The 25,266-nt window shown below is 68.4% G+C and carries 20 protein-coding genes; 11 read left to right on the forward strand and 9 right to left on the reverse strand.

Annotated features, from left to right (window positions below; translation table 11 throughout):
- The first annotated feature begins 17 nt into the window (after positions 1 to 17).
- Complete coding sequence (locus VXD91_RS22930) at positions 18 to 1,727, forward strand: GMC family oxidoreductase N-terminal domain-containing protein (protein ID WP_346416528.1); 1,710 nt, start codon at positions 18 to 20, stop codon at positions 1,725 to 1,727.
- Here the strand turns inward: VXD91_RS22930 and VXD91_RS22935 are convergent.
- The 3 genes from VXD91_RS22935 to VXD91_RS22945 form a co-directional block, all read right to left on the reverse strand.
- Positions 1,628 to 2,911, reverse strand: a complete 1,284-nt coding sequence (locus VXD91_RS22935; protein ID WP_346416529.1) for a sodium:proton exchanger — start codon at positions 2,909 to 2,911, stop codon at positions 1,628 to 1,630. The two genes, VXD91_RS22930 and VXD91_RS22935, sit on opposite strands and share 100 nt — an antisense overlap.
- Positions 2,912 to 3,521: 610 nt before the next feature.
- Positions 3,522 to 5,351, reverse strand: coding sequence for a phosphoenolpyruvate carboxykinase (GTP) (locus VXD91_RS22940; RefSeq protein ID WP_212807940.1), 1,830 nt, complete (start codon positions 5,349 to 5,351; stop codon positions 3,522 to 3,524).
- A 216-nt stretch (positions 5,352 to 5,567) separates the two neighbouring features.
- Complete coding sequence (locus tag VXD91_RS22945) at positions 5,568 to 6,563, reverse strand: hypothetical protein (RefSeq protein ID WP_346416530.1); 996 nt, start codon at positions 6,561 to 6,563, stop codon at positions 5,568 to 5,570.
- Between the two features lie 128 nt (positions 6,564 to 6,691).
- Between VXD91_RS22945 and trmB the strand changes: the two genes are divergently transcribed.
- The 3 genes from trmB (at position 6,692) to VXD91_RS22960 (ending at position 11,248) form a co-directional block, all read left to right on the forward strand.
- A complete protein-coding gene (gene trmB, locus VXD91_RS22950) occupies positions 6,692 to 7,477 on the forward strand; it encodes a tRNA (guanosine(46)-N7)-methyltransferase TrmB (RefSeq protein WP_318984808.1) in 786 nt (261 codons plus the stop codon).
- Between the two features lie 14 nt (positions 7,478 to 7,491).
- Complete coding sequence (locus tag VXD91_RS22955; protein WP_244872895.1) at positions 7,492 to 8,172, forward strand: NYN domain-containing protein; 681 nt, start codon at positions 7,492 to 7,494, stop codon at positions 8,170 to 8,172.
- Positions 8,173 to 8,269: 97 nt separating this feature from the next.
- Entirely contained in the window at positions 8,270 to 11,248 is a 2,979-nt protein-coding gene (locus tag VXD91_RS22960; RefSeq protein ID WP_346416531.1) for an MMPL family transporter, read from the forward strand.
- Here the strand turns inward: VXD91_RS22960 and VXD91_RS22965 are convergent.
- Positions 11,208 to 12,380: an AI-2E family transporter gene (locus VXD91_RS22965; RefSeq protein ID WP_346416533.1), complete on the reverse strand. Its 1,173-nt coding sequence runs from the start codon at positions 12,378 to 12,380 to the stop codon at positions 11,208 to 11,210. The genes VXD91_RS22960 and VXD91_RS22965 overlap by 41 nt on opposite strands.
- Before the next feature lie 126 nt (positions 12,381 to 12,506).
- Between VXD91_RS22965 and VXD91_RS22970 the strand changes: the two genes are divergently transcribed.
- The 3 genes from VXD91_RS22970 to VXD91_RS22980 are packed head-to-tail and all read left to right on the forward strand — an operon-like array spanning position 12,507 to position 15,202.
- On the forward strand, positions 12,507 to 13,643 hold the full coding sequence (locus VXD91_RS22970; RefSeq protein ID WP_346416659.1) for a YbhN family protein: 1,137 nt from the start codon (positions 12,507 to 12,509) through the stop codon (positions 13,641 to 13,643).
- A complete protein-coding gene (locus tag VXD91_RS22975; RefSeq protein WP_346416534.1) occupies positions 13,630 to 14,841 on the forward strand; it encodes a M23 family metallopeptidase in 1,212 nt (403 codons plus the stop codon). The genes VXD91_RS22970 and VXD91_RS22975 overlap by 14 nt, the downstream gene beginning before the upstream one ends.
- The gene (locus tag VXD91_RS22980; RefSeq protein ID WP_346416535.1) at positions 14,831 to 15,202 is read left to right on the forward strand and encodes a DUF3054 domain-containing protein; all 372 of its coding nucleotides are present in this window, start codon (positions 14,831 to 14,833) and stop codon (positions 15,200 to 15,202) included. Before VXD91_RS22975 ends, VXD91_RS22980 begins: the two co-directional genes overlap by 11 nt.
- 52 nt (positions 15,203 to 15,254) lie before the next feature.
- On the opposite strand, the gene VXD91_RS22985 is transcribed toward VXD91_RS22980, so the two are convergent.
- Positions 15,255 to 15,626, reverse strand: a complete 372-nt coding sequence (locus VXD91_RS22985) for a heme-binding protein (RefSeq protein WP_212807932.1) — start codon at positions 15,624 to 15,626, stop codon at positions 15,255 to 15,257.
- Between the two features lie 127 nt (positions 15,627 to 15,753).
- Complete coding sequence (locus VXD91_RS22990) at positions 15,754 to 16,293, reverse strand: hemophore (protein WP_212807931.1); 540 nt, start codon at positions 16,291 to 16,293, stop codon at positions 15,754 to 15,756.
- A gap of 410 nt (positions 16,294 to 16,703) precedes the next feature.
- Between VXD91_RS22990 and VXD91_RS22995 the strand changes: the two genes are divergently transcribed.
- Together VXD91_RS22995 and VXD91_RS23000 are read left to right on the forward strand one after the other, a co-directional pair.
- Positions 16,704 to 19,622 (forward strand): MMPL family transporter, encoded by a 2,919-nt coding sequence (locus tag VXD91_RS22995; protein ID WP_346416660.1) that lies wholly within the window; start codon positions 16,704 to 16,706, stop codon positions 19,620 to 19,622.
- Complete coding sequence (locus VXD91_RS23000) at positions 19,619 to 20,158, forward strand: helix-turn-helix transcriptional regulator (RefSeq protein ID WP_346416536.1); 540 nt, start codon at positions 19,619 to 19,621, stop codon at positions 20,156 to 20,158. Before VXD91_RS22995 ends, VXD91_RS23000 begins: the two co-directional genes overlap by 4 nt.
- Before the next feature lie 18 nt (positions 20,159 to 20,176).
- Here the strand turns inward: VXD91_RS23000 and VXD91_RS23005 are convergent, their stop codons facing one another.
- Both VXD91_RS23005 and VXD91_RS23010 read right to left on the reverse strand, forming a co-directional pair.
- Complete coding sequence (locus tag VXD91_RS23005; RefSeq protein ID WP_346416538.1) at positions 20,177 to 20,866, reverse strand: hypothetical protein; 690 nt, start codon at positions 20,864 to 20,866, stop codon at positions 20,177 to 20,179.
- Positions 20,863 to 21,531 carry a hypothetical protein gene (locus tag VXD91_RS23010; RefSeq protein ID WP_346416539.1) on the reverse strand — a complete coding sequence of 223 codons (669 nt, stop codon included), beginning with the start codon at positions 21,529 to 21,531 and terminating at the stop codon, positions 20,863 to 20,865. Before VXD91_RS23010 ends, VXD91_RS23005 begins: the two co-directional genes overlap by 4 nt.
- A gap of 59 nt (positions 21,532 to 21,590) precedes the next feature.
- On the opposite strand from VXD91_RS23010, the gene VXD91_RS23015 reads away from it, so the two are divergent.
- Positions 21,591 to 23,564 (forward strand): M13 family metallopeptidase, encoded by a 1,974-nt coding sequence (locus VXD91_RS23015; protein WP_318984815.1) that lies wholly within the window; start codon positions 21,591 to 21,593, stop codon positions 23,562 to 23,564.
- 62 nt (positions 23,565 to 23,626) lie between these two features.
- Here VXD91_RS23015 and VXD91_RS23020 read toward each other — a convergent pair whose 3' ends face one another.
- Positions 23,627 to 24,703 carry a L,D-transpeptidase gene (locus VXD91_RS23020; protein ID WP_318984816.1) on the reverse strand — a complete coding sequence of 359 codons (1,077 nt, stop codon included), beginning with the start codon at positions 24,701 to 24,703 and terminating at the stop codon, positions 23,627 to 23,629.
- 222 nt (positions 24,704 to 24,925) lie between these two features.
- Between VXD91_RS23020 and VXD91_RS23025 the strand changes: the two genes are divergently transcribed.
- Entirely contained in the window at positions 24,926 to 25,225 is a 300-nt protein-coding gene (locus VXD91_RS23025) for a thiamine-binding protein (RefSeq protein ID WP_064978907.1), read from the forward strand.
- Positions 25,226 to 25,266 lie beyond the last annotated feature (41 nt).

Raw genomic sequence — 25,266 nt, forward strand, 5'->3', positions numbered from 1 at the left:
GCCGACCGGAGGTCGCGATGACCACATTCGATTACCTTGTGGTGGGCGCCGGGACGGCGGGGTGCGTGCTGGCCAATCGCCTGTCCGCCGATCCCCGCAACCGGGTACTCCTCATCGAGGCCGGCGGCCGTGCGCGTAGCCCCTACCTTCGCGTCCCCAAACTCGGCAGCCGCTTGTTCGGCGACCCGCGGTACATCTGGCAGCACCAGACCATTCCCCTCGGCCCGCATGGCACCACCGAACTGTGGCCACGCGGCAAGGTCCTCGGCGGGTCCAGCTCGGTCAACGGCATGGTCTACAACCGCGGCCAGAAAGCCGACTTCGACGAGCTCGAACAGCTGGGCAATCCCGGCTGGGGCTGGGACCACATCCTCGCCGCGTACCGAAGCTTCGAACACAACACCATCGGTCAGTCGTCCACGCGCGGGTTCGGCGGCGAACTGGCGATCAGCGTCGTCCGCGACCCCGACCCGCTCGCGCTGACGACGATTGCCGCCGGTACCCGCCTGGGCCTGCGGCCCCTCTGCGACCTGAACGAAACAGACGAGCCACGCATCGGACTCTCGCCCGCGACCATCCACAACGGCAGACGGGTCAGCGCCGCCACCGCATTCCTGGACCCGGTGCGCGCCCGCCCCAACCTGCAGGTGCTCACCGGCGCCACGGCAGAGCGACTGGAGTTCACCCGCGGCCGCGCCACGGGGGTGAGGCTCCGGATGGACGGACTCACGACGGTGGTGCGGGCGAATCGCGAAGTGATCCTCACCCTGGGCGCGCTCGGATCACCAAAACTGTTGCAGCTCTCCGGAATCGGGCCCACCGAGGTACTCGCGGCCGCCGGCGTGCCGTGCTACCTGGAACGCTCGAACGTCGGGCGGCGCATGCGCGACCACCGGACGCTGGTGAACACCTACCGACTCAATCGGAACATCGGGCACAACCGGCACCTGTCGACGACGTGCGGCAAGGTCCGGTCCACCGTCAGATACGCCGCCACCGGCCGGGGACCACTGGCCGCACCGACCGGCGACGTGCTCGCGTTCTTCAAGACCGCCCCCGACCAGCCCCGCGTCGACGGTCAGATGCTCGTCACCGCGCTGACACTGGCCGGCGCCGGCGGTACCGTCGAGCGTCTGCCCGGCGTGTCCTGTATGGGCGAGATTCTGCGCCCGACGTCGGAGGGCAGCGTCTGGATCAGCTCACCCGACCCCGACGACCCTTTGATGATCGACCCCAACTATCTGGCCACCGCCCACGACCGGACCGCCGCCATCGGGGTCCTGCGCGCCATGCGCGAGGTGTTCCAGCAGTCGCCCATTGCCGACCTCATCGCCACGGAGCTGACGCCCGGCCCCGACACCCAATCCGATGACGAACTCCTGCACGCCGCGATGACGGAGGGGCTGACGGGTTTCCACGCGATCGGCACCTGCGGCATGGGACCGGACGACGACGACATCGTCGATGACCAGTTGCGGGTCCGCGGCATCGACGGTCTACGGGTTGCCGACCTGTCGATCATGCCGATCATGTTGTCCGGCAACACAAATGCGCCTGCCATGGCGATGGCTGCGCGCGCCGCGGACCTCATCCTGGACTCGCCGGTTCGCGCCGCTCGTCACCGCGGTCAGCGACCGACGATCGACAGCTCCCGGCCGTCGAACCGCACCCCGTCGACATCGTTGTCGCCGGCGCTGAACGGCGCCCGCAGCGTCGCGACGATGTGACGACGGTTGATGATCAGGCCCACCACCGTCAGCGCGCCGTAGACGCCGCACAGCACCAGGCGGCCGGTGGTCGAGGTGATCGGGAACTGCACCACGAACAGCGCCAGCAGCAGCCACGCCGTCGCCCGGTGGAACCGCAGCGACAGGATCAGCGCGACGCCCATCATGGTCTGGGTGGCCGTCAGCAGCACCTCCTCGACCTGCCGGCCGTCGAGAACCAGCTCGGTGCCGCCACCGCCGGCCAGGTAGGCGATGGGCAGCGAGCCCATCAGCAGCGTCCACTGATTGACCTTGGATGAGATGAGGGTCGCGATGGCCGCGGTGCTCTTCCCTCGCGCGGCGAAGATGGTCGCGATGATGAACTCCGGGGCCTCCGAGGCCAGCGGCGCGAGCCACTGCACCAGCAGGAAGCGGTCGACACCCAGCTCGGTGCCCGCGTCGACCAGGCTGTTCGCGAACGGCTCCGCACACATCAGGATGACCGCACCCGATACCGCGAACAACGTCACGACGGTGATGCGGCGAGCCCGGTCGGGCAGCGCGCCGATGGCCGCGGCAGTACCGACGAGCTCGGGCTCCTCCGGCTCCCCGCGCGTCAGTTTGTAGAGGTAGAAGCCGAACCAGGCCAGCAGTGCCACGCCGAGCACCAGGTGGATGCGGCCGGTCGTCGGGATGATGAACGCGACGAGTCCGGCGATGAGCAGGAAGCCCAGCTCGACGCGGTTGCCGGGTTCCAGCGACAACATCGGTTTGCTGCTCTTGCCGGCCGACATCCGCTGCGCGACGTACAGACCGACGATCACCACGACCGGCCAGCCGATACCCATGAGCAGCCGGTTGGAGCCGGTCATGTTGGCGGCGGCGTATTGCACGTACTCGGCGTTGTGGCCGGCGACGTAGGCGTAGTAGAGGTCGACGGCGTATTCGGGCAGCACCGCGATCAGGGCCAGAACGGCGATGGCGAGGCCACCGGACACGTCGACCTGCGCTGCTTCGGCCGCCCAGGCCAGCACGAAGCTTGCGGCGACGACAGCCGCGCCGAATGCCAACAGCGAGACGACGGGGTTCGGGTGGACGCCCGCGAGACGCAGCGCCACCGCCGGGAGAACGAACGCAGTGGCCAGCAGCAGGGATCGCGCAAGCGGCCGACGCGTGGTCGGGCCGGCGGATCGGGTGCTGGTCACGCCGCTGACGCTAGCCGCCCAAAACCGTTCCAGCAACTTAGCGTTGCTACGAATTGCTTCGGCCTGCGGCGCTGAATTTGCTGGTCAGCGGGCTGGATGTTTTGAGTTCGGTTACCCTAACTTGATTGTGTGGCTAATCAAGATCATTTGCGGCGGGAAGCCGTCGAGCCCTCAACGAGCCATTCACCACGCCGAACCTGACAGTCATCGACCCCGCCCGGACCCCTGGTTGCCTTCGAGACCGGCGTCAGTGCCGGACCCCGAGGCAAAGTACGTGGCTTCAATCGTGACCGCCATTGCCGGTGTCGATTGAACTCAGGGACCGCTAGCGCCCGGAGAAAGTACTTGGCTTCAATCACCGGCAGTTCTGCAGGCCATGATTGACGCTAGGTACTTCGCTGCTGCGCCCCGGACCGGATTCGACCTCGCGGACGCGCGGGAAAGCCGTCGCGTCGCAGGCAGATATTCGCCTGTCACGCCGCGAGTGTGCACGTAGCGCGTCCCCGCCACCCGATCGGCGATCTGGACGCACATTCGCGGTGGGTCACCCAAAACCCACGACCCCCGATCTCCTGGGAGACCGGGGGTCGTGTGTTTGTACGAGAGAGCGTCAGGCCTCTTCAGCCAAGCGGTGCTTGAGGGCGTCGAACTCGTCCTTGATGCCGGTCGGCAGCTTCTCGCCGACGAACTCGAACCACTCTTCGATCAGCGGCAGCTCGTTCTGCCACTCGTCGACACGCACGGCCAGCGCCTCGTCGACGTCGGCGGCCGACACGTCCAGACCCTCCAGGTCCAGGTCAGCGGCGGTCGGCACGATGCCGATCGGGGTGCTCTTGCCCTCGGCCTGGTGCTCGATGCGCTCGATGGCCCACTTCAGCACGCGGCTGTTCTCACCGAAGCCCGGCCACAGGAAGCGGCCGTCGTCGCCGCGGCGGAACCAGTTGACGAAGAAGATCTTCGGCATCTTGGACTCGTCAGCGTTCTTGCCGATGTTGATCCAGTGCTGGAAGTAGTCACCGACGTGGTAGCCGAGGAACGGCAGCATGGCCATCGGGTCGCGGCGCACGGTGCCGACCTTGCCCTCGGCGGCGGCGGTCTGCTCGGAGCCCAGGGTGGCGCCGATGAAGACGCCGTGCTGCCAGTCGCGGGCCTGCGTGATCAGCGGCACCGTCGTCTTGCGGCGGCCGCCGAACAGGATCGCCGAGATCGGCACACCCTGCGGGTCGTCCCACTCGGGGGCGACCGACGGGCACTGCGAGATCGGGGTGCAGTAGCGCGAGTTCGGGTGCGCCGCCTTGGTCTCCGTTTCCCGCAGGATCCAGTCCTGGCCCTTCCAGTCGATGAGGTGCTCCGGCTCGCCCTCGAGGCCTTCCCACCAGACGTCACCGTCGTCGGTCTTGGCGACGTTGGTGAAGACGGTGTTGCCGGCGGCGATGGTCTTCATGGCGTTCGGGTTCGACGACCAGTTGGTGCCCGGCGCGACGCCGAAGAAGCCGAACTCGGGGTTGACGGCGTACAGCCGGCCGTCCTTGCCGAAACGCATCCAGGCGATGTCGTCGCCGACGGTCTCGGCGCGCCAGCCCGGAATGGTGGGCTGCAGCATCGCGAGGTTGGTCTTGCCGCAGGCCGACGGGAACGCCGCGGCAATGTAGTACGCCTTGTTCTCCGGCGAGATGAGCTTGAGGATCAGCATGTGCTCGGCGAGCCAGCCCTCGTCGTGGGCCATGGCCGAGGCGATACGCAGCGAGTAGCACTTCTTTCCCAGCAGCGCGTTGCCGCCGTAGCCCGAGCCGTAGCTCCAGATCTCGCGGGTCTCGGGGAAGTGGGTGATGTACTTGGTGTCATTGCACGGCCACGGCACGTCCTTCTGGCCGGGCTCCAGCGGTGCACCGAGCGAGTGCAGCGCCTTGACGAAGAAGCCGTCGTCGCCGAGCTTGGCCAGCGCCTTGGCACCCATGCGCGTCATGGTGCGCATCGAGACGACGACGTACTCCGAGTCGGTGATCTCGACGCCGAGCTTGGGATCCTCGGCGTCCAGCGGGCCCATGCAGAAGGGCACGACCCACATGGTGCGGCCGCGCATGCAGCCGCGGTAGAGGTCCGTCATGATGCCGCGCATCTCGGCCGGATCCATCCAGTTGTTGGTGGGCCCGGCGTCCTCTTCGCGCTGCGAGCAGATGAAGGTCCGCGACTCGACGCGAGCAACGTCAGACGGATCCGACAGTGCGAGATAGGAATTCGGCTGCTTCTCCGGGTTCAGCTTCTGGAAGGTGCCGGCCTCGACGAGCTGAGCGGCGAGGCGGTCGTACTCCTCGGCCGAGCCGTCGGCGAACATCACCCGGTCGGGCTGAGTCAGCTCCGCAACTTCACGAACCCAGGCGAGTAGCCCGGCGTGATTGGTCGGTGCGGCGTCGAGACCGGGAATGGTCGCTGAGGTCATCAAATTCTCCTGCTCGCAAATCGCAGCTATACCTCTTTAGAGGTTAACGTGAGTGACATACAAGTGGACAATCGGGCTGCTGTCCGATCTCTCACAAGAACGATTCAGAAAGCCCAATCACGGGTCCCGAACCCGCAGGTAACGCGTTTGAGGGCACCGACAGGCAGTTACCCGTCAGTAGCGTGACGGGCGCGGTGGGCACAATTCGTAAAGCGGTCAATTTTTCGTTTTGTGATGTGCGGACGCCATCACCGCCTGCGCCTCCAGTAACCGGTACGCCAGTTCCTCTTCACTCGCCTGCCGTGCCGCCGCGACAGCCGTCCCGACCCACCGGTCCAGCACCGCCCGCCGATGCAGCCGGGCGCGGCCCGCGATGACCGCCGCCGTCAGTGCGAGACCGAGCACCAGCCCCACGCCGCCGCCGATGCCGTCGGGCACGCCCGCCAGCCCGGTCGCCACCCTGGCCAGCCCCAATGCCGCGCCCAGACCGAAACCCGCGCCCAGCACGAGGCCCAACCACACCTCGTCCGGGCGCTGGGCCAGCACCGGCCCCGGGATGCCGGGTGTCGGCCACCGGCCGTCGGCCTTGGGAGCGCCGAGCGCGAACGTGGTCTCGTCGCGAATCCGCGCAGCCAGCTCCACCAGCCGCTCGCGGACGCCGGCTTCGAAACTCCCGGTCGCGACCCTCCGGGACGGCACCCGAGCGAGCAGTTCGGCGTGCAGGTCGCCGTACTGCCGGCGGGACTCGCGAAGCAGCTCCAGCCGGATGCGCTGAAGTTCCAGTCGAGACGTCACCCGTCGCACTCCCGCACGTGCGAGCAGCCGCAATGACCCGCGCGTGAGGTCCGCGGCGCAGCGTCGGTGCAGGTCGGTGGTGGTGCGACGGCCGTGACGGCGCCAGTGCAGCGCCCGCCGCAGCTGGGCGTCGGGGTCCATGGCGGCCTCCACAACCAGGCCGTCGGCCGTCAGCGCTGCCGTCGCCGCGGCCGTACGCAGGGCCGCCATCGCATCGGAGGCCAACCACCGGTGCACCCGATCGTCATCCAATTCGTTTGCCGCCCAGGCGATTTCACTCAGCACTGCACACATCGACCGGTACCGGCCGGCGGCGTCGTCCGGTTCGGGGCCCGCGACGACATGCGCCAGGCCCGGCACGTCGTCCGTCAACCGCTGCAGCTCCGCGGTGAACCGCTGCCAAAGATCCCCTGACACCACCTACCCCCGTATGCCATCGTCGCACCTCGGCGCGGGTCCAGCCGACGCCGTTTTCCAGGCAACTGTTGGGTATCAATCTGCACCACGATGCGGGCTCTCACAGCCGGATGAGAGACGATGGACGAATGTATGCCCAGCGCGAGGACGACGCTGCCTCGTCGGCCGGCGCCTCGGCGGCCGAAAACGAACCGGCCACCGAAACCACCGCCGCACCCACCCACCAGCATCGCCGCGTGACCAGCTTCCGGTCCCGCCGGTCGACCCTGTCCACCGGACAGCAGAGCACGTGGGACCGGCGCTGGCCTGAGCTGGGCAAAGTCGCCCGCTCCGAAGATGGCACCGCGGCGAGCCTCATCGACACCGCAGCCTGGTTCGGCCGCACCGCACCGGTCGTGTTGGAGATCGGCAGCGGCACGGGCATCTCGACCCTGGCCATGGCGCAGGAGGAACCACACCTCGACGTCATCGCGGTCGAGGTCTACCGCAAAGGCCTGGCGCAGCTGCTCGGCGGCGTGGACCGGGCCGGCCTGACGAATGTGAGATTCGTCCGCGGCGACGGCGTCGATGTGCTGGAACACATGATCGCGCCGGGCACCCTGACCGCCGTGCGCGTGTTCTTCCCGGATCCCTGGCCCAAGGCCCGCCACCACAAGCGTCGACTCCTGCAGGCCGAGACGGTGGCGCTGATCTCCAGCCGCCTCAAGCCCGGCGGCATCCTGCACGCGGCGACCGACCACGCCGACTACGCCGTGCAGATCGCCGAAGTCGGCGACGCCGAGCCGACGCTGAAGCGCACGTCGGCCGATGCCGACCTGCCGATCTCGGTGCGGCGCCCCACGACCAAATATGAGGCGCGCGGCATGCGGATGGGCAGCCCCATCACCGAACTCATCTGGGAGAAGCCCGAGTGACGATCACCGAGGCCATTCCACAGGTGAAGCCCTACCCGCCCACCCCGCCGCCGGGACCCCGGCCGCACCGGGTGCTGCTGGTCTGGGACGCACCGAACCTCGACATGGGCCTCGGGTCGATCCTCGGCGGCCGGCCGACCGCCGCCCACCGGCCCCGCTTCGACGCGCTGGGCCGCTGGCTGCTGGCCCGCACCAACGAGATCGCGAACGGCCGGCGGCCGGACCAGCCGCCGGTGTCCCTGGAGCCCGAGGCGACCGTCTTCACGAACATCGCGCCCGGTAGCGCCGACGTCGTACGCCCCTGGGTGGAGGCCCTGCGGAACGTCGGTTTCGCGGTGTTCGCCAAACCGAAGACCGACGAGGACAGCGACGTCGACAGCGACATGCTGGCCCACATCGCGCTGCGCCGCAGCGAGGGTCTGGCCGGCATTTATGTGGCCTCGGCCGACGGCCAGGCGTTCCGCCAACCGCTCGAGGACATCGCCCACGACGGCACTCCCGCGACCGTGGTCGGATTTCGCGAACATGCCAGTTGGGCGTTAGCGTCGGATACCTTGGACTTCGTCGACCTGGAAGACATCCCTGGTGTCTTCCGGGAGCCGCTGCCGCGAATCGGCCTGGATTCGCTGCCTGAACAGGGCGCCTGGCTGCAGCCCTTCCGGCCGTTGTCCGCGCTGCTGAGCTCGCGCGTTTAGGAAAAACTACAGATGACGTGTGCGGTGGCTGAAAATGGCAACCTCTTAGAGGGTGCCTTTGAGCTCAAATTTATGCAGATAATCGTGAGGAGCTGACGTGTTCGCCTGGTGGGGTCGAACGGTGTACCGATTCCGATACATAGTGATCGGTGTCATGGTCGCACTGTGCCTTGGTGGCGCCGTGTACGGGTCCAGTCTCGGCGAGCATGTCACGCAGAGTGGCTTCTACAACGAGGGCAGCGAGTCCGTCGCCGCGTCGGTGCTCGGTGACGAGGTCTACGGCCGCGACCGGACCAGCCTCGTGGTGGCCATCCTGACGCCGCCCGACGACAAGAAGATCACAGACCCGGCCTGGCAGAAGAAGGTCAGCGGCGAGCTGGACACCTTCGTCAACGACCACAAGGACAAGGTGGTCGCCTGGGTCGGCTGGCTGAAGGCGCCCAGCGACGGGCTGAAGAAGATGACGACGCAGGACCTGCGCCACACCTTCATCACCGTTCCGCTCAAGGGCGACAACGACGACGCGATCCTGAAGAACTACCAGTCCGTCGCCCCTGACCTGTACAAGGTCAACGGCGGCAACATCAAGCTGGCCGGTCTGGAGCCGCTCGCGAGCGAGCTGACCGGCACCATCGGCACCGACCAGAAGCGTGCCGAGATCGCGATCGTGCCGCTCGTCGCGGTCGTGCTGTTCTTCGTGTTCGGTGGCGCGGTCGCCGCGGCGCTGCCCGCCATCATCGGTGGCCTGACCATCGGTGGCGCGCTCGGCATCCTGCGGTTCACCGCCGAGTTCGGGCCCGTGCACTTCTTCGCCCAGCCGGTCGTGACCATGATGGGCTTCGGTATCGCCATCGACTACGGCCTGTTCATCGTGAGCCGGTTCCGAGAAGAACTGGCCGAGGGCTACGACGTCGAAGCGGCCGTCCGAAGATCCGTCATGACCTCGGGCCGGACCGTCGCGTTCTCCGCGGTGATCATCGTCGCGTCGTCGCTGCCCCTGCTGCTGATCCCGCTGGGCTTCCTGCGGTCCATCACCTACGCGATCATCGCGTCGGTGCTGCTGGCCGCGTTCCTGTCGAACACCGTGCTGCCCGCGGTGCTGGGCATCCTGGGTTCCAACGTCGACGCGCTCGGTGTCCGCACCCTGCTGAAGGTGCCGTTCCTGGCCAACTGGCCGTTCTCGCGCAAGATCATCGACTGGTTCGCCGAGAAGACGCAGAAGACCAAGACCCGCGAAGAGGTCGAGAAGGGCTTCTGGGGCAAGTTGGTCAACGTCGTGATGAAACGGCCACTGGCATTCGCCGTGCCGATCACCATCGGTATGATCCTGCTGGTCATCCCACTGGGACAGCTGGCCCTCGCCGGTATGAGCGAGAAGTACCTGCCGCCGGACAACTCGGTCCGTACCGCGCAGGAGGAGTTCGACCAGCTCTTCCCCGGCTTCCGTACCAACGCCCTGACCCTCGTCATCAAGAGCGACAACGGCCAGCCCGTCACCGATCAGCAGATCGCCCAGGTGCGGGCCAACGCCGGCACCATCAGCGGGTTCGTGACGCCGGACGGCAACGACAAGTCGAAGATGTGGGCCGAGCGGACGTACCAGGAGGGCGGCAGCAAGGACCCGTCCGTCCGGGTGCTGTCCAACGGCCTCATCAACAGCGGTGACGCCGGCGAGAAGATCAACGAACTGCGCGCCCTGCAGGAGCCGCACGGCGTCCAGGTGATGGTCGGCGGCACCCCGGCGCTCGAACAGGACAGCATCAGCACGCTGTTCGAGAAACTGCCGCTGATGGTGGCGATCCTGGTGATCACCACGACCGTCCTGATGTTCCTGGCGTTCGGCTCACTGGTGCTGCCCATCAAGGCCGCCCTGATGAGCGCCCTCACGCTCGGCTCGACCATGGGCATCCTGACCTGGATGTTCGTCGAGAACGGGCACGGGTCCGGGTTGATGAACTACACCGCACAGCCGCTGATGGCGCCGATGATCGGCCTGATCATCGCGGTCATCTGGGGTCTGTCGACCGACTACGAGGTGTTCCTGGTGTCCCGCATGGTGGAGGCCCGCGAGCGCGGCATGTCCACCGCCGAGGCCATCCGGATCGGTACCGCCACCACGGGCCGCCTGATCACCGGCGCCGCGCTGGTGCTGGCCGTCGTCGTCGGCGCCTTCGCGTTCTCCGACCTGGTGATGATGAAGTACCTGGCATTCGGTCTGCTGATGGCGCTGCTGCTCGACGCCACCGTCATCCGCATGTTCCTGGTGCCGGCCGTCATGAAGCTGCTGGGCGACGACTGCTGGTGGGCGCCGCTGTGGATGAAGCGCGTTCAGCAGAAGCTGGGTCTCGGCGAGACCGAGCTGCCCGACGAGCGCAAGCGTCCCGCGGTCCGCGAACCCGAGGATCCCCGTGCGCTGGTCGGTTCCGGTGCCCCGGTCCGCCCGCCGCACGATCCCACGCATCCGGCCCCCGGCCAGCGTGCCGTCCCGACCCGGATCGCCCCGGGGCAGCCGCAGCCGCCGAGCCAGGCACCCACCAACCGGATGCCGAGCGCTCCCCCGCAGCCCCCGGCACCGCAGGCCCCGCCCGCACCTTCGTCTGCTGAACCCGCGACCACGCGGTTCAGCGCCGCCAAGGGCGCCTTCCGCAACGTGGTGTCGAACGTAACCCGCGCCGTCACCCCGCAGAACGGGGACCCGACGCCGCCGACCACCGCGATCGGCGACCCGGCGACCACCGCGTTCGGTCCGGCCTCCGAGCCCGCCACCACGGCGTTCCGCGCGCCGGGCGCGGGCCGTCCCGCCGAGCCTGGCCAGGGCCAGGGCGGTCCGGGCAACCGGGAGATCGAGTCGTGGCTCGGGCAGCTGCGCGGCAACATCAGCGCCTCCGGGCCGCAGATTCAGACGCCGTCAGACGCACCCGGCGACCAGGGCAACGAGCCGACCACGGCGTTCCGCGCCCAGCCGGCCGACACCCCTGACGCCACCGAGAAGATCGACACCGCCGAAACTCAGCGTCGCGGTACCGGCGGCGGGGTCAGCGCTGCGGATCTGCTGCGCCGGGAGGGCCGTCTGTAGCCGACGGCGTGTCCCCCGGCGACACCGCCGCGGCGGCGACCGAACCGGCCTCGGCGAGTACCTCGGCCTCGGTGGCGCGTGGATTGTCGGCGGTCAGCACCCGGATCGCGCTGTTGAGGAATGCGACGATGGGCACGGCGATCAACGCGCCGATGACGCCGGCGGTGACGCTGCCGCCGGCGATCGCCAGCACGACGGCGAGCGGGTGGACCGACACCGCACGGCCCATGACGATCGGCTGCAGCACGTGCGCCTCCAGCTGCTGCACGGCGATGATCAGGCCGAGCGCGATCAGCGCGTAGATCCAGCCCTTGGCGATCAGTGCCACCACCACGGCCACGAAACCGGTCACGACCGCACCGACCAGCGGGACGAACGCGCCGAGGAACACCAGCGATGCCAGCGGCAGCGCGAGTGGCACGCCCATGATCGCCAACCCGGTGCCGATACCGACGGCGTCGACCATCGCGACCACGAACGTGGCGCGGACGTATCCGATCAGGGAGCCGAATCCGGCCCGGCCGGCCTCGCGCACCCGGTCCCGCACGGACGACGGGATGATCTTGGTGACGAACGCATAGATGTCCCGACCGCCGTGCAGCAGGAAGATCAGGGTGAAGAGGGTCAGCAGCAGGCCGGTGACGATCTCGGTCAGCGCGCCGGCGGTGGAGAAGACCCCGCTGGTCAGCTTGGACTGGTTGTTCTTGAGGGCATCGATGGCGGTCTGGCCGACGCTGTTGATCTGGTCGGCGCTCAGATGCAGGATCGGGCCCTCGGTCAGCCACTTGCGGGCGCCGTCGATGCTCTTGGTGACCTGCTCCACCAAAGCCGGTGCGCCGTCGATGAATTGGAAGACGACGAACGTCAGGATGCCGCCCATCACCACGATGGAACTCAGCAGCATCACCGCGACGGCCGCGCCGCGCGGCAGACCGCGCCGGGTCAGCAGGTCCACGGCCGGCAGCAGGAAGGCCGTGGCCAACATGGCCAGCAGCACCGGCACCACGATGACCTCGAGCTTGATGACGATCCACAGCACGGCGAGCACCGCGCCGAAGATCGCCAAGAACCGCCACGACCAGGCTGCGGCCTTGCGTACCACCGGATCCACCGCTTCGTCGGCTTGTGACATGGGCGCCAGCGTAGCGCCGCCCGATGACACCGCGGGGTCGTTGCGCCATGCGGGCCGCGTACGGCGAGCCGCCCGCGACACGCCGGATACGCTGTAGCGGTGTCACACGAGGCTGCCCCCGGGTCTTTGACGGCCCGCCGTCGCGGCCTCTGGGCGGCGTGCCGGCGCGCTGATGCCCGTTCGGGACCGGCCCGGCCCCGCGGCAAGTACTGGTGGTTGCGCTGGGTGCTGATCGGTATCGCCGTCGTCGTGCTGACCGTCGAGGTCGTGATGGTCTGGGAGCAGCTCGCCAAGGCGTGGCGCAGCCTGTTGTCGGCGACGTGGTGGTGGGTCGCCGCCGCGGCCGTCGCGGCCCTGGCCTCGATGCACAGCTTCGCGCAGATTCAGCGCACCCTGCTCCGGTCCGCCGGGGTCCAGGTCAAGCAGTGGCGGTCCGAGGCCGCGTTCTACGCGGGCAACGCGCTGTCCACCACCCTGCCGGGCGGCCCGGTGCTCTCGGCCACCTTCGTCTACCGCCAGCAGCGGCTGTGGGGCGCCTCGCCATTGGTGGCGTCGTGGCAGCTGGTGATGTCCGGGGCCCTGCAGGTGGTCGGGCTGGCCCTGCTGGGCCTGGGCGGCGCGTTCCTGCTCGGCGCGAGCAAGAACCCGCTGTCGCTGATCTTCACGATCGGCGGTTTCGTGGCGCTGCTGCTACTGGCGCAGACCGTCGCCGCCAATCCGCAGCAGATCGACGGCATCGGCGTGCGGCTGCTGTCGTGGTTCAACTCGCTGCGCGGTAAGCCCGCCGACACCGGGCTGGAAGGCTGGCGCCGCACCCTGAACCAGCTGGAGTCGGTGAGCCTGAGCCGCCGGACCCTGACCGTCGCATTCAGCTGGTCGCTGTTCAACTGGGTCGCCGACGTCGCGTGCCTGGCCTGCGCGGCGTACGCCACCGGCGGGCATCCGTCGCTGGCCGGTCTGACTGTCGCGTATGCCGCGGCCCGCGCCGTCGGCGCGATTCCCCTGATGCCCGGCGGGCTGCTCGTGGTCGAGGCGGTGCTGGTGCCCGGCCTGGTGTCCAGCGGCATGACGCTCGCGGCGGCCATCTCGACGATGCTGATCTATCGGCTGGTCAGTTGGATCTTCATCTCGGCCATCGGCTGGGTGGTGTTCTTCTTCCTGTTCCGCACCGAGAAGGACTTCGACCCGGATGCGCCCGGAACCCCCGCCCCCGCAACGGGTGTGCCGCCCGCCGACCCCGAGACCGCGCATGATCCCGGGTAGCCGGCCGGCGGCGGCACTGCTGCTCGCCGCCGCGCTGACGTCCTGCACGACGGCACCGAAATCGGTCGAGTCTTCGACTCCCGCAACGACTTCCGCGGGCGCCGAGCCGATCGTCACGCCCGTCCTCGTCGACGTCGTGGCCGAGCCCGTGCCCGTTCCGGCGACCGACGGGAAGGTGCATCTCGCATACGAGCTGCTGCTCACCAACACCTCCCCCGAACCCGTGACCGTGGATTCGATCGCCGTCCTGAGACCCGCCGGGCCACTGCTGCAGCTGTCCGGCGCCGGCCTCGCCTACTGGACGCGGACCATGGGCGCCCGGGTCAGCACCAACGATCTCGGCCCCGGACAGCGGTCGATCGTCTGGCTGGACGTCAAACTGGACGCGGGCGGCGCTGCGCCCCAGCAACTTTCACACCGGGTGGTGGTCAAGGTACCCAAACCGATGCCCCCACTCGTGCCACCGGTGGTGACCGAGAACGTCGCACCCGTGACGGTGTCCGACCACAAGCCCGTTGTACTCGACCCGCCGCTGCGCGGCTCCGGCTGGCTCGACGCCAACGGTTGCTGCGACATGACGCCGCACCGCATGGCCCTCAACCCGATCGATGGAAAGCTCTGGGCCGCAGAGCGATTCGCCATCGACTACGAGCAGCTACGGGCCGACGGGCAGTTGTTCAGCGGGGACCGCGCGAAGACGGACAGCTACCTCTACTTCGGCTCCGACGTGCACGCGGTCGCCGACGGCCCGGTGGTGGCGGTTCTCGACGGCCTGCCCGAGCAGGTGCCGGGTGCCGACCCGACCGGCCTCACGCTGGCGCAGTACGGCGGCAATCACGTCGTCCAGGACATCGGGAACGGAAACTTCGCCTTCTACGCGCATCTGACGACCGGCAGCGTCAAGGTCAAGCCGGGCGACCGGCTGACCACCGGGCAGGTGCTGGGCAACGTCGGCAACACCGGCAATTCCAGTGCGCCGCACCTGCATTTCCACGTGATGAGCGCATCCGATCCACTGCGCGCGGACGGCCTGCCGTTCGTGTTCCGCTCGTTCCGGCTCACCGACCGACTTGCCAACATGGCGGCCGTCGACGCGCTGGAGGCCGGCGGTCCCGCGCGTCCGGAACCCGGCTTCACCGCCCGCGCCGAAAACAATGTCAGCCCACTGAATCTGGACGTGATGACCTATGACAACTGAGCAGGCCACCGGAAATCGCAGTGCCGCACTGGCTTTCCTCGCCGACGTGGTGTTGGTGGTGATCTTCTGCGCCATCGGCCGGCGCAGCCACGCCGAGGGCATCACGCTGGCCGGTGTGGCGCACACCAGCTGGCCGTTCCTGACCGGAACCGTGGCGGGCTGGGCGCTGTCGCGGGGCTGGCGCCGCCCGACGGCATTGAACCCGACCGGGTTGGTGGTCTGGGTCAGCACCATCGTGATCGGCATGCTGCTGCGCAAGGCCTCGGCTCAGGGCGTCGCGGTGAGTTTTGTGATCGTCGCCTCGACCGTCACCGCCGTCTTCCTGCTCGGCTGGCGCGGCCTGGCTCGCCTCCGCAAGTGATTTGTGCACGAAAATCCGCGCCTACCGCGGATTTTCGTGCACAAATCCCGGGTTAGCGGGCGGCGGGGCCGGGGATGCCGCAGCGGTCGCGGATGTCCTTGAGCGGCTGCCGGATGCCCTGCAGCTCCGCCTTGGTCTGCGGGTTGGCGGCCAGGTACTGCTTGACCTTGGCGTGCGCCTGGTCCTTCGACAGGCCCCGGAGGCTGGTGAAGAAGTCGTTCACGTCGGGGTGGGTGAACAGGTAGGCGGAGGTCGAGGCCTCGACGCCCGACTTGACGCCGGCGATGTCCGCAGAGGTGCAGTTGGGCGGCAGATCGTCGGCGAGGGCCGACGGCACGGCACCGAACAACATGCTGCCGGCGACTGCACCGGCACCGATGAAACCGGCAACAACGCGTCGCTTGGCCAGAGCGGAAAGCATCATGTGGTCAAACCCCTTCGTCGAGAGCTCCGATGTCGGCGACCAGTACCGATGCCGACACTGGAAGCTAATCAGAAAGTGCGACGACTTTCGCGGGACGCCACATCACCAACCCGTGGCGCGGCCGGAACTACCGCGCGGCGGGCGCCGACACCGCCTGGGCCGCGGGCACGGAGCCCGTCGCCGTCGTCACGCCGGGCAGGGTGGGCGTGAACGGCACGGCACCGGGCACGCTCGGCATCGCGGGCAACGTGGCGGGCAGTCCGCCGCCCTGCTGCGCCGACTGCATCAGGCCCATCAGCTGCGGCAGGGTCAGCGGCAGCTTGCACTGCGACGACAACGTCACCAGCGGCGCCTGCAGGTTCTGCAGCGCGGCGCCCTCCTGCGGGTTGGCATCGAAGTAGGTCTTCAGCGCTGCCAACGACTGCGGGCCGGGCTGCTGCTGCGAGATGTTGGTCAGCGTCTGGTTCGCGGTGGGGTGCGCATCCAGGTAGGTGCCCGTCGAGGTGGCCACCATGCCGATGGTCTTGGCGACCTGGCTGGCCGCGCACGGATCCTGGCCCGCACCGGCCGACGGAGCCCCGAACGACGTCACCATCACGCCGCCGACTGCAGTTACAGCGAACGCCCCGGCAAGTCCGCGGCGAACCGCCACACTGGTCGTCTTCATGGCAAATCTCCTCACCGGTTTACGGACCAGAGACGGCCATGTAAACACTCGGCAAACACTGTTTTCCCGGGGTGGCGTCAATGGCAGCGCCGGCCTCATCCGGGATTCGGCTCCCGCCATCTTGCCATCGCGGCGCGGCCGGTGACCAATCCACACAGCAAACATCCAGGTCACTGCGGTGTTCAAACCTGGCGCCGCACCCCGCCACCGGCCTCCGACAGCGTTGCCAGCGGGGCCGCCAGGGGCCCGGTTGCAGTTGGATCAAGGTTCCCGTCAGGCGCCTCATCGCCGCTCGCGAGCCGGTCACCCTACCCCATACTGGGGTAGGGTCGGCGGCACGAAACGCCGATCAAAACACTCCGGTGGCAACCGGGACGACCGCAGGAAGAGGGTTCGCCATCCAGCAGTTGATGATGCGGCTGAGCGGTCTGCTGCGGCGCTGGCGCTGGGTGGTCTTCGCCACCTGGCTGTTGCTCATGGTGCCGTCCCTGTATCTCGCGGCGACCCAGTCCAGCAACCTCAGCGGCGGCGGCTTCGAGGTCGCCGGCTCCCAATCGCTGCACGTCCAGCGCGAACTCGAGGACCATTTCCCCGGCGAGGGCGCCTCGCCGCTGGCTCTGGTCGCGGCCCCCAACGCCAACGCCACGCAGGAAGACATGACGGCCGCCGTCGATGAGCTCAAACGCATCGCGGCCGGCGTCTCCAGCGTCAAGGTCGTGCCCGACCCCACGCAGGCCGAGCCGCAGGCGGGCAAACCCTACGTCGTGACGTTGCGCCTCGACTTCAACAACAGCGGCGCCGTCGACATCGCCAAGAAGCTCCGCACCGCGATCGGCATCAAGGACGGCAAGCCCGGCCAGACCGCCGACGGCAAGGTCCGGCTGTACGTCATCGGGCAGGGCGCACTCGGCGCAGCCGCCAGTGAGACCACCAAGCACGACGTCGCCGAGGCCGAGAAGTGGAACCTGCCGATCGTGCTGATCGTGCTGCTCGCGGTATTCGGTTCCCTGGCCGCCGCGGCCATGCCGATGCTGCTCGGGGCCTGCACGGTGATCGTGACGATGGGAGTGGTCTACCTCCTGTCCATCTGGGTCACCATGAGCGTCTTCGCGACGACGACGCTGTCGATGTTCGGTATCGCGCTGGCCGTCGACTATTCGTTGTTCATCCTCATGCGTTTCCGGGAGGAACTGCGGGCCGGACGCGATCCGGAACAGGCCGTCGACGCGTCGATGGCGACATCCGGTCTGGCGGTGCTGCTGTCGGGACTGACGGTGATCGCGTCGATCACCGGCATCTACCTGATCGGCACGCCGGTGCTGTCGTCGATGGCCACCGGCGCCATCCTGGCCGTCGCCGTCGCGGTGCTGACGTCCACCACCCTGATCCCGGCGGTGCTGGCCACGTTCGGCAAGCGGGTCGCCAAACGCTCGTCGTGGCTGCACGTCTCACGCCGTCCGGACGCCACACAGTCGCGGTTCTGGACCCAGTGGACCGAGCGGACCATGCGGTGCCCGTGGCTGTCGGCGCTGTTGGCCACCGTCTTCCTGGTCGCCCTGGCCGCACCCTCGTTCGGCATGCAACTGGGCAACAGCATGCTGCGCCAGTTCGAGCCGTCCCACGAAATCCGCAGCGGCGTGGCCGCGGCGGCGGAAGCGCTGGGCCCCGGCGCGCTCGGCCCGATCCGGGTGCTGGCGACGTTCCCCGACGCGACGGCGTCCGACCCGCAGAACACCGCGACGCTCGACGCCCTGCACCAGACCATGACGCAGGCGCCGGACGTCGCCCAGGTGGCACCGCCGGTGTTCAGCAACGACAACCGCAGCGCCCTGTTCTCGGTGGTGCTCGCGGTGGACCCCGAAGACCTCGTCGCGCGGGACTCCATCACCTGGCTGCGACAACACCTGCCGGGGGTCGCCGGCCCGAACGTCGCCATCGCGGTCGGTGGTCCGACGGCGCTGATCATGGACTTCGACCACCGCGTCGCGAACACCGAGATCCTGGTGTTCGTCTTCGTGTCGCTCATCGCGTTCGTGATGCTGCTGATCTCGATCCGCTCGATCGTGCTGGCGCTCAAGGGCGTCCTCATGACGGTACTGTCGGTCGCCGCGGCCTACGGCAGCCTGGTGATCGTCTTCGAATGGGGTTGGTTCAAGGCGCTCGGGTTCAAGCCACTGGAATCGCTGGACACCACCATCCCGCCGCTGGTGCTGGCGATGACGTTCGGCTTGTCCATGGACTACGAGATCTTCCTGCTGACACGCATCCGGGAACGCTTCCTGCAGACCGGCAACACCCGAGACGCTGTCGCGTACGGCGTCAGCACCAGCGCCCGCACCATCACCAGTGCCGCGCTGATCATGATCGCCGTCTTCATCGGATTCGCGTTCGCCGGTATGCCGCTGGTGGCCCAGATGGGCGTGGCCTGCGCAGTGGCCATCGCGGTCGACGCGACGGTGGTCCGCCTGGTCCTGGTGCCGGCGCTGATGGCGATGTTCGACCAGTGGAACTGGTGGCTGCCCAAGTGGCTGGACCGCCTGCTGCCGTCGGTGGATTTCGACAAGCCGTTGCCCACCACCGATACCGGCAGCCTCGTTATCATCCCCGACGACATCTCCGCGCTGGGCCCGTCCGGCGCGGAGCTGCGCAGCGTCGTGAAGTCCGCCGCCAAGCTGAAAAGCCTTGCCGAACAGACTGTTACGGTCGCCGATCCGCTGGCGTTCAGCGGCTGCGAGCCGGGCGAGCAGCAGTACGTGCCACGCGCCGTGCCACGCCGGATCGCGGCGGCGCCCCCGCGCAAGGACCGGTCCCGCACCGGGCTGGCGTTGCTGCGCCGGCGTGCCCACGGCCTGTCCCGGTCCGCGTCGGACAACCCGGACGTGCACCCCGTCACCATGTGGGGCGGCCGGCTGTCGGTCGCGCTCGACGCGCTGTCGCTCAGCGACACCGACGGCCCCGCCATCGAGCGTCGCAGCCCCGTCGAGACGACGACGGTGCTGCTGCCCACCGGCGACCGGCTCGAGATCCCGACGGGCGCCGAAACGCTGCGGCTCAAGGGCTACCTGGTCGTGTCCCGGGGCAGCGTCCAGGACTACGCCGACTTCGTCGACCTGGTGTCCTGCATGGACATCCGGACCGCAGCCGCGGTTCTCGCCGGAATTGACGGGTATTACTGTGGAGAACGGTCGAAGAACCAGTGGGTGGCCACCCAGTTGGTCCGCAGGTTGGCCGACCCGCACCCGTTCGACGACAACGAAACGGCAGATTGGCCCGCCGTCAAACAGCGTTGTCTGGCGGTGGCAGTGGCCATGTTGGAGGAGGCGAGGTGACGTTGACATCCGAAGTGAGGGACACCCCTTCTGGTGCCGACGAGCCCGGTGACTCCACCGCAGCCGGCACCAACGGCGCACCCACCGTCGCGTTCCCGGCGCAGGCCCCCGGCGAGAAGCCCGTCGAGTTCTGGTCGACGTCCGCCATCCGCGCCGCACTGGAGAACGACGACCTCGCGGTGTGGCAGCGCATCGTCGTCGCCATCAAGCGCGACCCCTTCGGCCGTACCGCGCGCCAGGTCGAAGAGATCCTGGCGACCACCAACCCGTACGGCATCTCGAAAGCACTGTCCGAGGTGCTGGCCCGCGCCCGCACCCAGCTCGAGGCCAACGAATGCGCCGAGGTGGCGCGTCAGATCCGGCTGTTGATGGAGCGTTCCGGTCTCAGCGAGACGGAATTCGCGTCCCGCATCGGTGTTGGCGCACAAGAACTTTCGGCCTACGTCGCGGGCACCACCAGCCCGTCTGCCGCGCTGCTGGTGCGCATGCGGCGGCTCTCGGACCGGTTCGCCCGGATGCGCTCCGCGCGATCCTGAGCCGGCGCCCGAGCCGTCCTACCGCGACGCGATCGGCGTCACGTCCATGACCAGCCAGCGGCCGTCCTGCTTCGTCAGCGTGACCCGCAGACCCAGCACCGTCGCCTGCGCGGGTTTGTTCGGGGTGTTCTGGGTGGCCCGCATGACCACCGCGACACTCGCGAAATTCGGGCCGATCGTCTCGACACCGGCCGAGATGGTGCTGGCCTGCCCGGCCACCCCGCGGCTGGTCAGGTCTTTGGCGACCGCGTTGAACTCGTTGCGGTAGGCCTCCGCGCGCTGCGGTGCCATCAACGCCGTGGCGCGGTCGATCGACACGTTCGGCGCGCCGGGCGTGAAGGTCGCCGACGCCTCCGCGACGCTGCTGGCGATGCCGACCACCATGGACATGTCGGCGCTCGTGGTGCGATCCGGCACCGTCCACTTGGTGTAGCCGACGATGGCGGCCGCGACCACGGCGACCGTCGTCAGCCCGACGACCGCGAGACGCAACCTGGGCGCGTCGTCATCGGTGCCCATGGTGACGCCGTCACGGCGGAACAGCACGAAGTTGACGATCGAAGCCTGCAGCACCAGCAGCCCGACGATGGTGCCCACCACGACCCACCACAGCGGCCGGTCCAGCGCCAGCCCGATGTAGACGAGGCTCGCCAGCACCGCGAGCGGCGCCAGGATGTCGAAGACCAGTACCCGCCACGCGTTCCTCATCGCAGCGTCTCCAATCGCGAGATCAGCAACTTGCCGCCGATGTCGGACACCCCGAGGCGCAACCGCCAGCGCACGGTCTGCGGCTTGGCGCCGGCGTTCTGGCTCACCGACGTGGCGATCACGAGCACCGTCGTCGTATCCGAGGAGATGGCCGCCAGCTCGGGCTGGACGGCCGGTTTGCCCTGCTCCCCCGGCGGTGCGTGGTGCAGCGTCTCCAGCGCGACGGACTCGATCTGCCCCGTGGTCTGGCTCTGCAGCTTCTGCACCAGCTGGGTGAACGGCGCGACGGTGGCATCGAAATCGGCGTTGAGCTGGCCGACGGTGCCCTCGTGCAGCTTCGGCACGTTGACGGCGACGTTGTCCTTGGTCATGTTGATCAGCAGGCTGGCCCACTCGGCGGCGGCCTTCATCGCCTGCGCCTCGTGCACGCGATCCCTGTCGTCGGCCCGGTGCCCCAGGTAGACCCACGTCGCGACGACGACGGCGACGGCCGCGACGACACCCAGCACCGCCGAGACGATGCCGTAGCGGCTGAAGATTCCCTCAGCCTGATCGCTCGGCGCGGCGGCCTTGGCGGCGGTGGCCGCGCCGGCTGATCCGGTGTCTTTCGCTGTGTCTTTCGCAGCGTCTTTTTCGGCGGAGTCTTCGCTGCGCTCGTCGGGCATGGGCGTGAGGCTACCCGCAGCGCCCACCGGCACTGCAGCGGCGATGGCAGGATGGCGAGGTGACTCTCGAAGCTACCTCGCCCCGATCCGGTATCGACCTGAGCTACCTCGACCCCGACGCCCGCCCGCAGGACGACCTGTTCGGTCACGTCAACGGCCGCTGGCTCACCGACTACGACATCCCGGCCGACCGCGCCACCGACGGCGCCTTCCGCCTGCTGGCCGACCGTGCCGAGGAGCAGGTGCGCGACATCATCACCAACGCAGCCGGCGCGCCGAACACTGATGCGCAGCGCATCGGTGACCTCTACGCGAGCTTCATGGACACCGAGCGGGTGGCCGCCGTCGGCCTCGCGCCGCTGCGGGCCGAGCTGGCTCTCATCGTCGACGCGGCAACCCCTGAAGCGCTGGCCGCCGTGCTCGGCGGGCTGCAGCGCACCGGCGTCGGTGGGGGCGCCGGCGCGTACGTCGACACCGACTCCAAGGATTCGACGCGGTACCTCCTGCACTTCACGCAGTCCGGGCTCGGCCTGCCCGACGAGTCCTACTACCGCGAGCCGGCACACGCGGCGGTGCTGGCGGCCTACCCGCAGCACATCGCCCGCATGCTGAGCCTGGTCTTCGGCGGCGACCAGACCGAGACCGCGGCCCGCATCGTCGCGCTGGAGACCAAGCTGGCCGCGGCACACTGGGATGTGGTCAAGCGCCGCGACGCGGACCTGAGCTACAACCTGCGGCGGTTCGCCGATCTGGCCGACGAGGCGCCCGGTTTCGACTGGGACGGCTGGCTGGCGGCGGTCGGGGCGTCGGCCGATGTGGTCACCGAAGTCGTGGTGCGGCAACCCGATTTCCTCGTCGCCTTCGCGGCGCTGTGGGCGTCCGAGCCGCTCGAGGACTGGAAGGCGTGGCTGAGCTGGCGCGTGATCAGCGGCCGCGCCCCGATCCTGACCGACGACCTGGTGGCGGAGAACTTCGACTTCTACGGCCGCACCCTGTCGGGCACCGAGGCGATCCGGGACCGCTGGAAGCGCGGCGTCGGCCTGGTCGAGAGCCTGATGGGTGACGCCGTCGGCAAGCTCTACGTGGACCGGCACTTCCCGCCGTCCCACAAGGCGCGCATGGATGAGCTGGTGGCCAATCTGCGCGAGGCCTACCGCGTCAGCATCACCAACCTCGAGTGGATGACGCCCGAGACCCGGCAGCGCGCACTGGCCAAGCTGGACAAGTTCACCCCGAAGATCGGCTACCCGGCACGCTGGCGGGACTACTCGACTCTGGTGATCGACGCCGGCGACCTGTACGGCAACTACCTGCGCGGCCACGCCGTCGAGCACGATCGCGAGCTGGCCAAGCTGGGTAGCGAAGTGGACCGCGACGAGTGGTTCATGACGCCGCAGACCGTGAACGCCTACTACAACCCGGGCATGAACGAGATCGTCTTCCCCGCGGCCATTCTGCAGCCGCCGTTCTTCGACGCCGAGGCCGACGACGCCGCAAACTACGGCGGCATCGGTGCGGTGATCGGGCACGAGATCGGGCACGGTTTCGACGACCAGGGCGCCAAGTACGACGGCGACGGCAACCTCGTCGACTGGTGGACCGATGCGGACCGTGCCGAATTCGGTTTGCGGACAAAGGCTCTCATCGAGCAGTACGAGGCCTTCACGCCGCGGGCGCTGGACGCGGGCCACCACGTGAACGGTGCCTTCACCGTCGGCGAGAACATCGGCGATCTGGGCGGGCTGTCCATCGCGCTGCTGGCCTACGAGCTGTCACTGGGCGGCAAGGAGGCGCCCGTCATCGACGGGCTGACCGGCGTCCAGCGCGTCTACTTCGGCTGGGCGCAGGTGTGGCGCACCAAATCCCGTGACGCCGAAGCCATCCGGCGCTTGGCCGTCGACCCGCATTCGCCGCCGGAGTTCCGGTGCAACGGCGTGATCCGGAACATCGACTCGTTCTACGAGGCGTTCGACGTCACCACGACCGACGAGCTGTACCTGGACCCCGCCGAGCGCGTGCGCATCTGGAATTAGCCATACCACGCGAAAACCCCCTATTTCGTTGGAAATAGGGGGTTTTCGCGTTGTTCGACGGATCAGCGCGTGCCGGCGCCCGAACCCGAACCCGAGCCGCTGCCCGTGGTCGGCGTCGCGGCCGGGGTCTGCATGCCCCACTGCCAGTCGCCCGCGCCGTCGGAGTAGTTGTAGAGGCCGACCGAGTTCTTCACGACGATCGGGTCACCGCTGCCGAACTGGTCGTAGAACCACTTGGCGTTGTCGGGCGCCAGGTTGATGCAGCCGTGGCTGACGTTGCGCTTGCCCTGGTCGGACACCGACCAGGGGGCGCTGTGCACGAACGCGCCGCTGTTGTCGATGCGGACGGCCCACTGCACCTTCAGCTTGTAGCCCTCGGGGGAGTTGACGGGGACGCCGTAGGTCGACGAGTCCATCACGATGTCCGGGAACTTCTCCAGCACGTAGTAGGTGCCGTTCTTGGTCTCGTCGCCGGTCTTGCCCATGGACATCGGGAACGTCTTCTCGACCTTGCCGTTACGGCTGATGGTCATCTGGTGCGTCGCGTTGTCGGCGGTGGCGACCAGCGCGTCACCGGTGCGGAAGCTGGACTTGGTGCCCGCGGCGTCGATGTTGACGACGGTGTTGGCCGGCCAGAAGGCGATGGGCCGCCAGCGCAGCTGGGTGTCGGTCACCCAATAGAACATGCCGGGCACCGGCGGGTTCGACGAGATGTGCACGGCGTCCTGCGCCATCTGCTTGTTGGCGATGGGCCGCGGGAAGTTGATGTAGATCGGCTTGGCCACACCCACCATGGACCCGTTCACCGGGTTGAAGGTCGGCGGGTTGAACGGCGGCTGGCCGACGAACGGGGTCGGGTTCTGACCGGCCGGGGTACCTGGCGGGATCGGCTGGGGTTCGCCGGGGATCGGGGCGCCCGGGATGACGGGTGCAGGCGCCGGCGCCGGTTCAGCAGCCGGCGGGATCGGCGGTGGCAGGGGTGCCTCGGTGGGAAGACCCGGGTCGATGGGCGCTGCCGCCACATCGGGGTCCGGCGCATCCGGGTCGGCCAGTGCCGACGGGGTTGCGACGGTCATTCCGGCGACCAGTCCGGCCGCCACAACCGCGGTCAGAAGCTTGCTCTTGTACCACTGCGGCATCCGCCACCTCCAGTTCACAACGTCCCCAGTCTCTCATAGCGCGCTGACCGGCCCCTGCCGCGAAAGCCCGTCGTACCGCGATTTCGGCCCCGTCGAAGGCGGCTGAACTGCACAGTTGATCGCCTCAGATATGTCGAGCGTTACTCTCACCGGTCACACGCGACACCCGGGAAACACGGCGGACGGCTGTCGAAGCCGCGGAATCCGCGCACAATCGACCATGTGATTGTTGCCTTCAGCGTCAGCCCGATGGGTGGTGACGAGTCCGGCGGCGTCGCCGCAGCCGTCGCCGCAGCCGTGCGGGTGGTGCGCGAGTCCGGCCTGCCCAACGAGACCAACGCGATGTTCACGAACATCGAAGGTGAGTGGGACGAGGTGATGGCCGTAGTCAAACGGGCCGTGGACGCCGTGGCGGCGGTGTCCCCGCGGGTCAGCCTGGTCCTCAAGGCCGACATCCGGCCCGGCTACACCGGCCAGCTGACCGCGAAGGTCCAGCGCATCGAGGACGAACTCGGCACGTAGCCGCAAAGTGGCCGTCGACCCCTAACACGATCGACACACGC

This window comes from Mycobacterium sp. SM3041 (assembly GCF_039668335.1).
Classification (GTDB): Bacteria; Actinomycetota; Actinomycetes; order Mycobacteriales; family Mycobacteriaceae; genus Mycobacterium.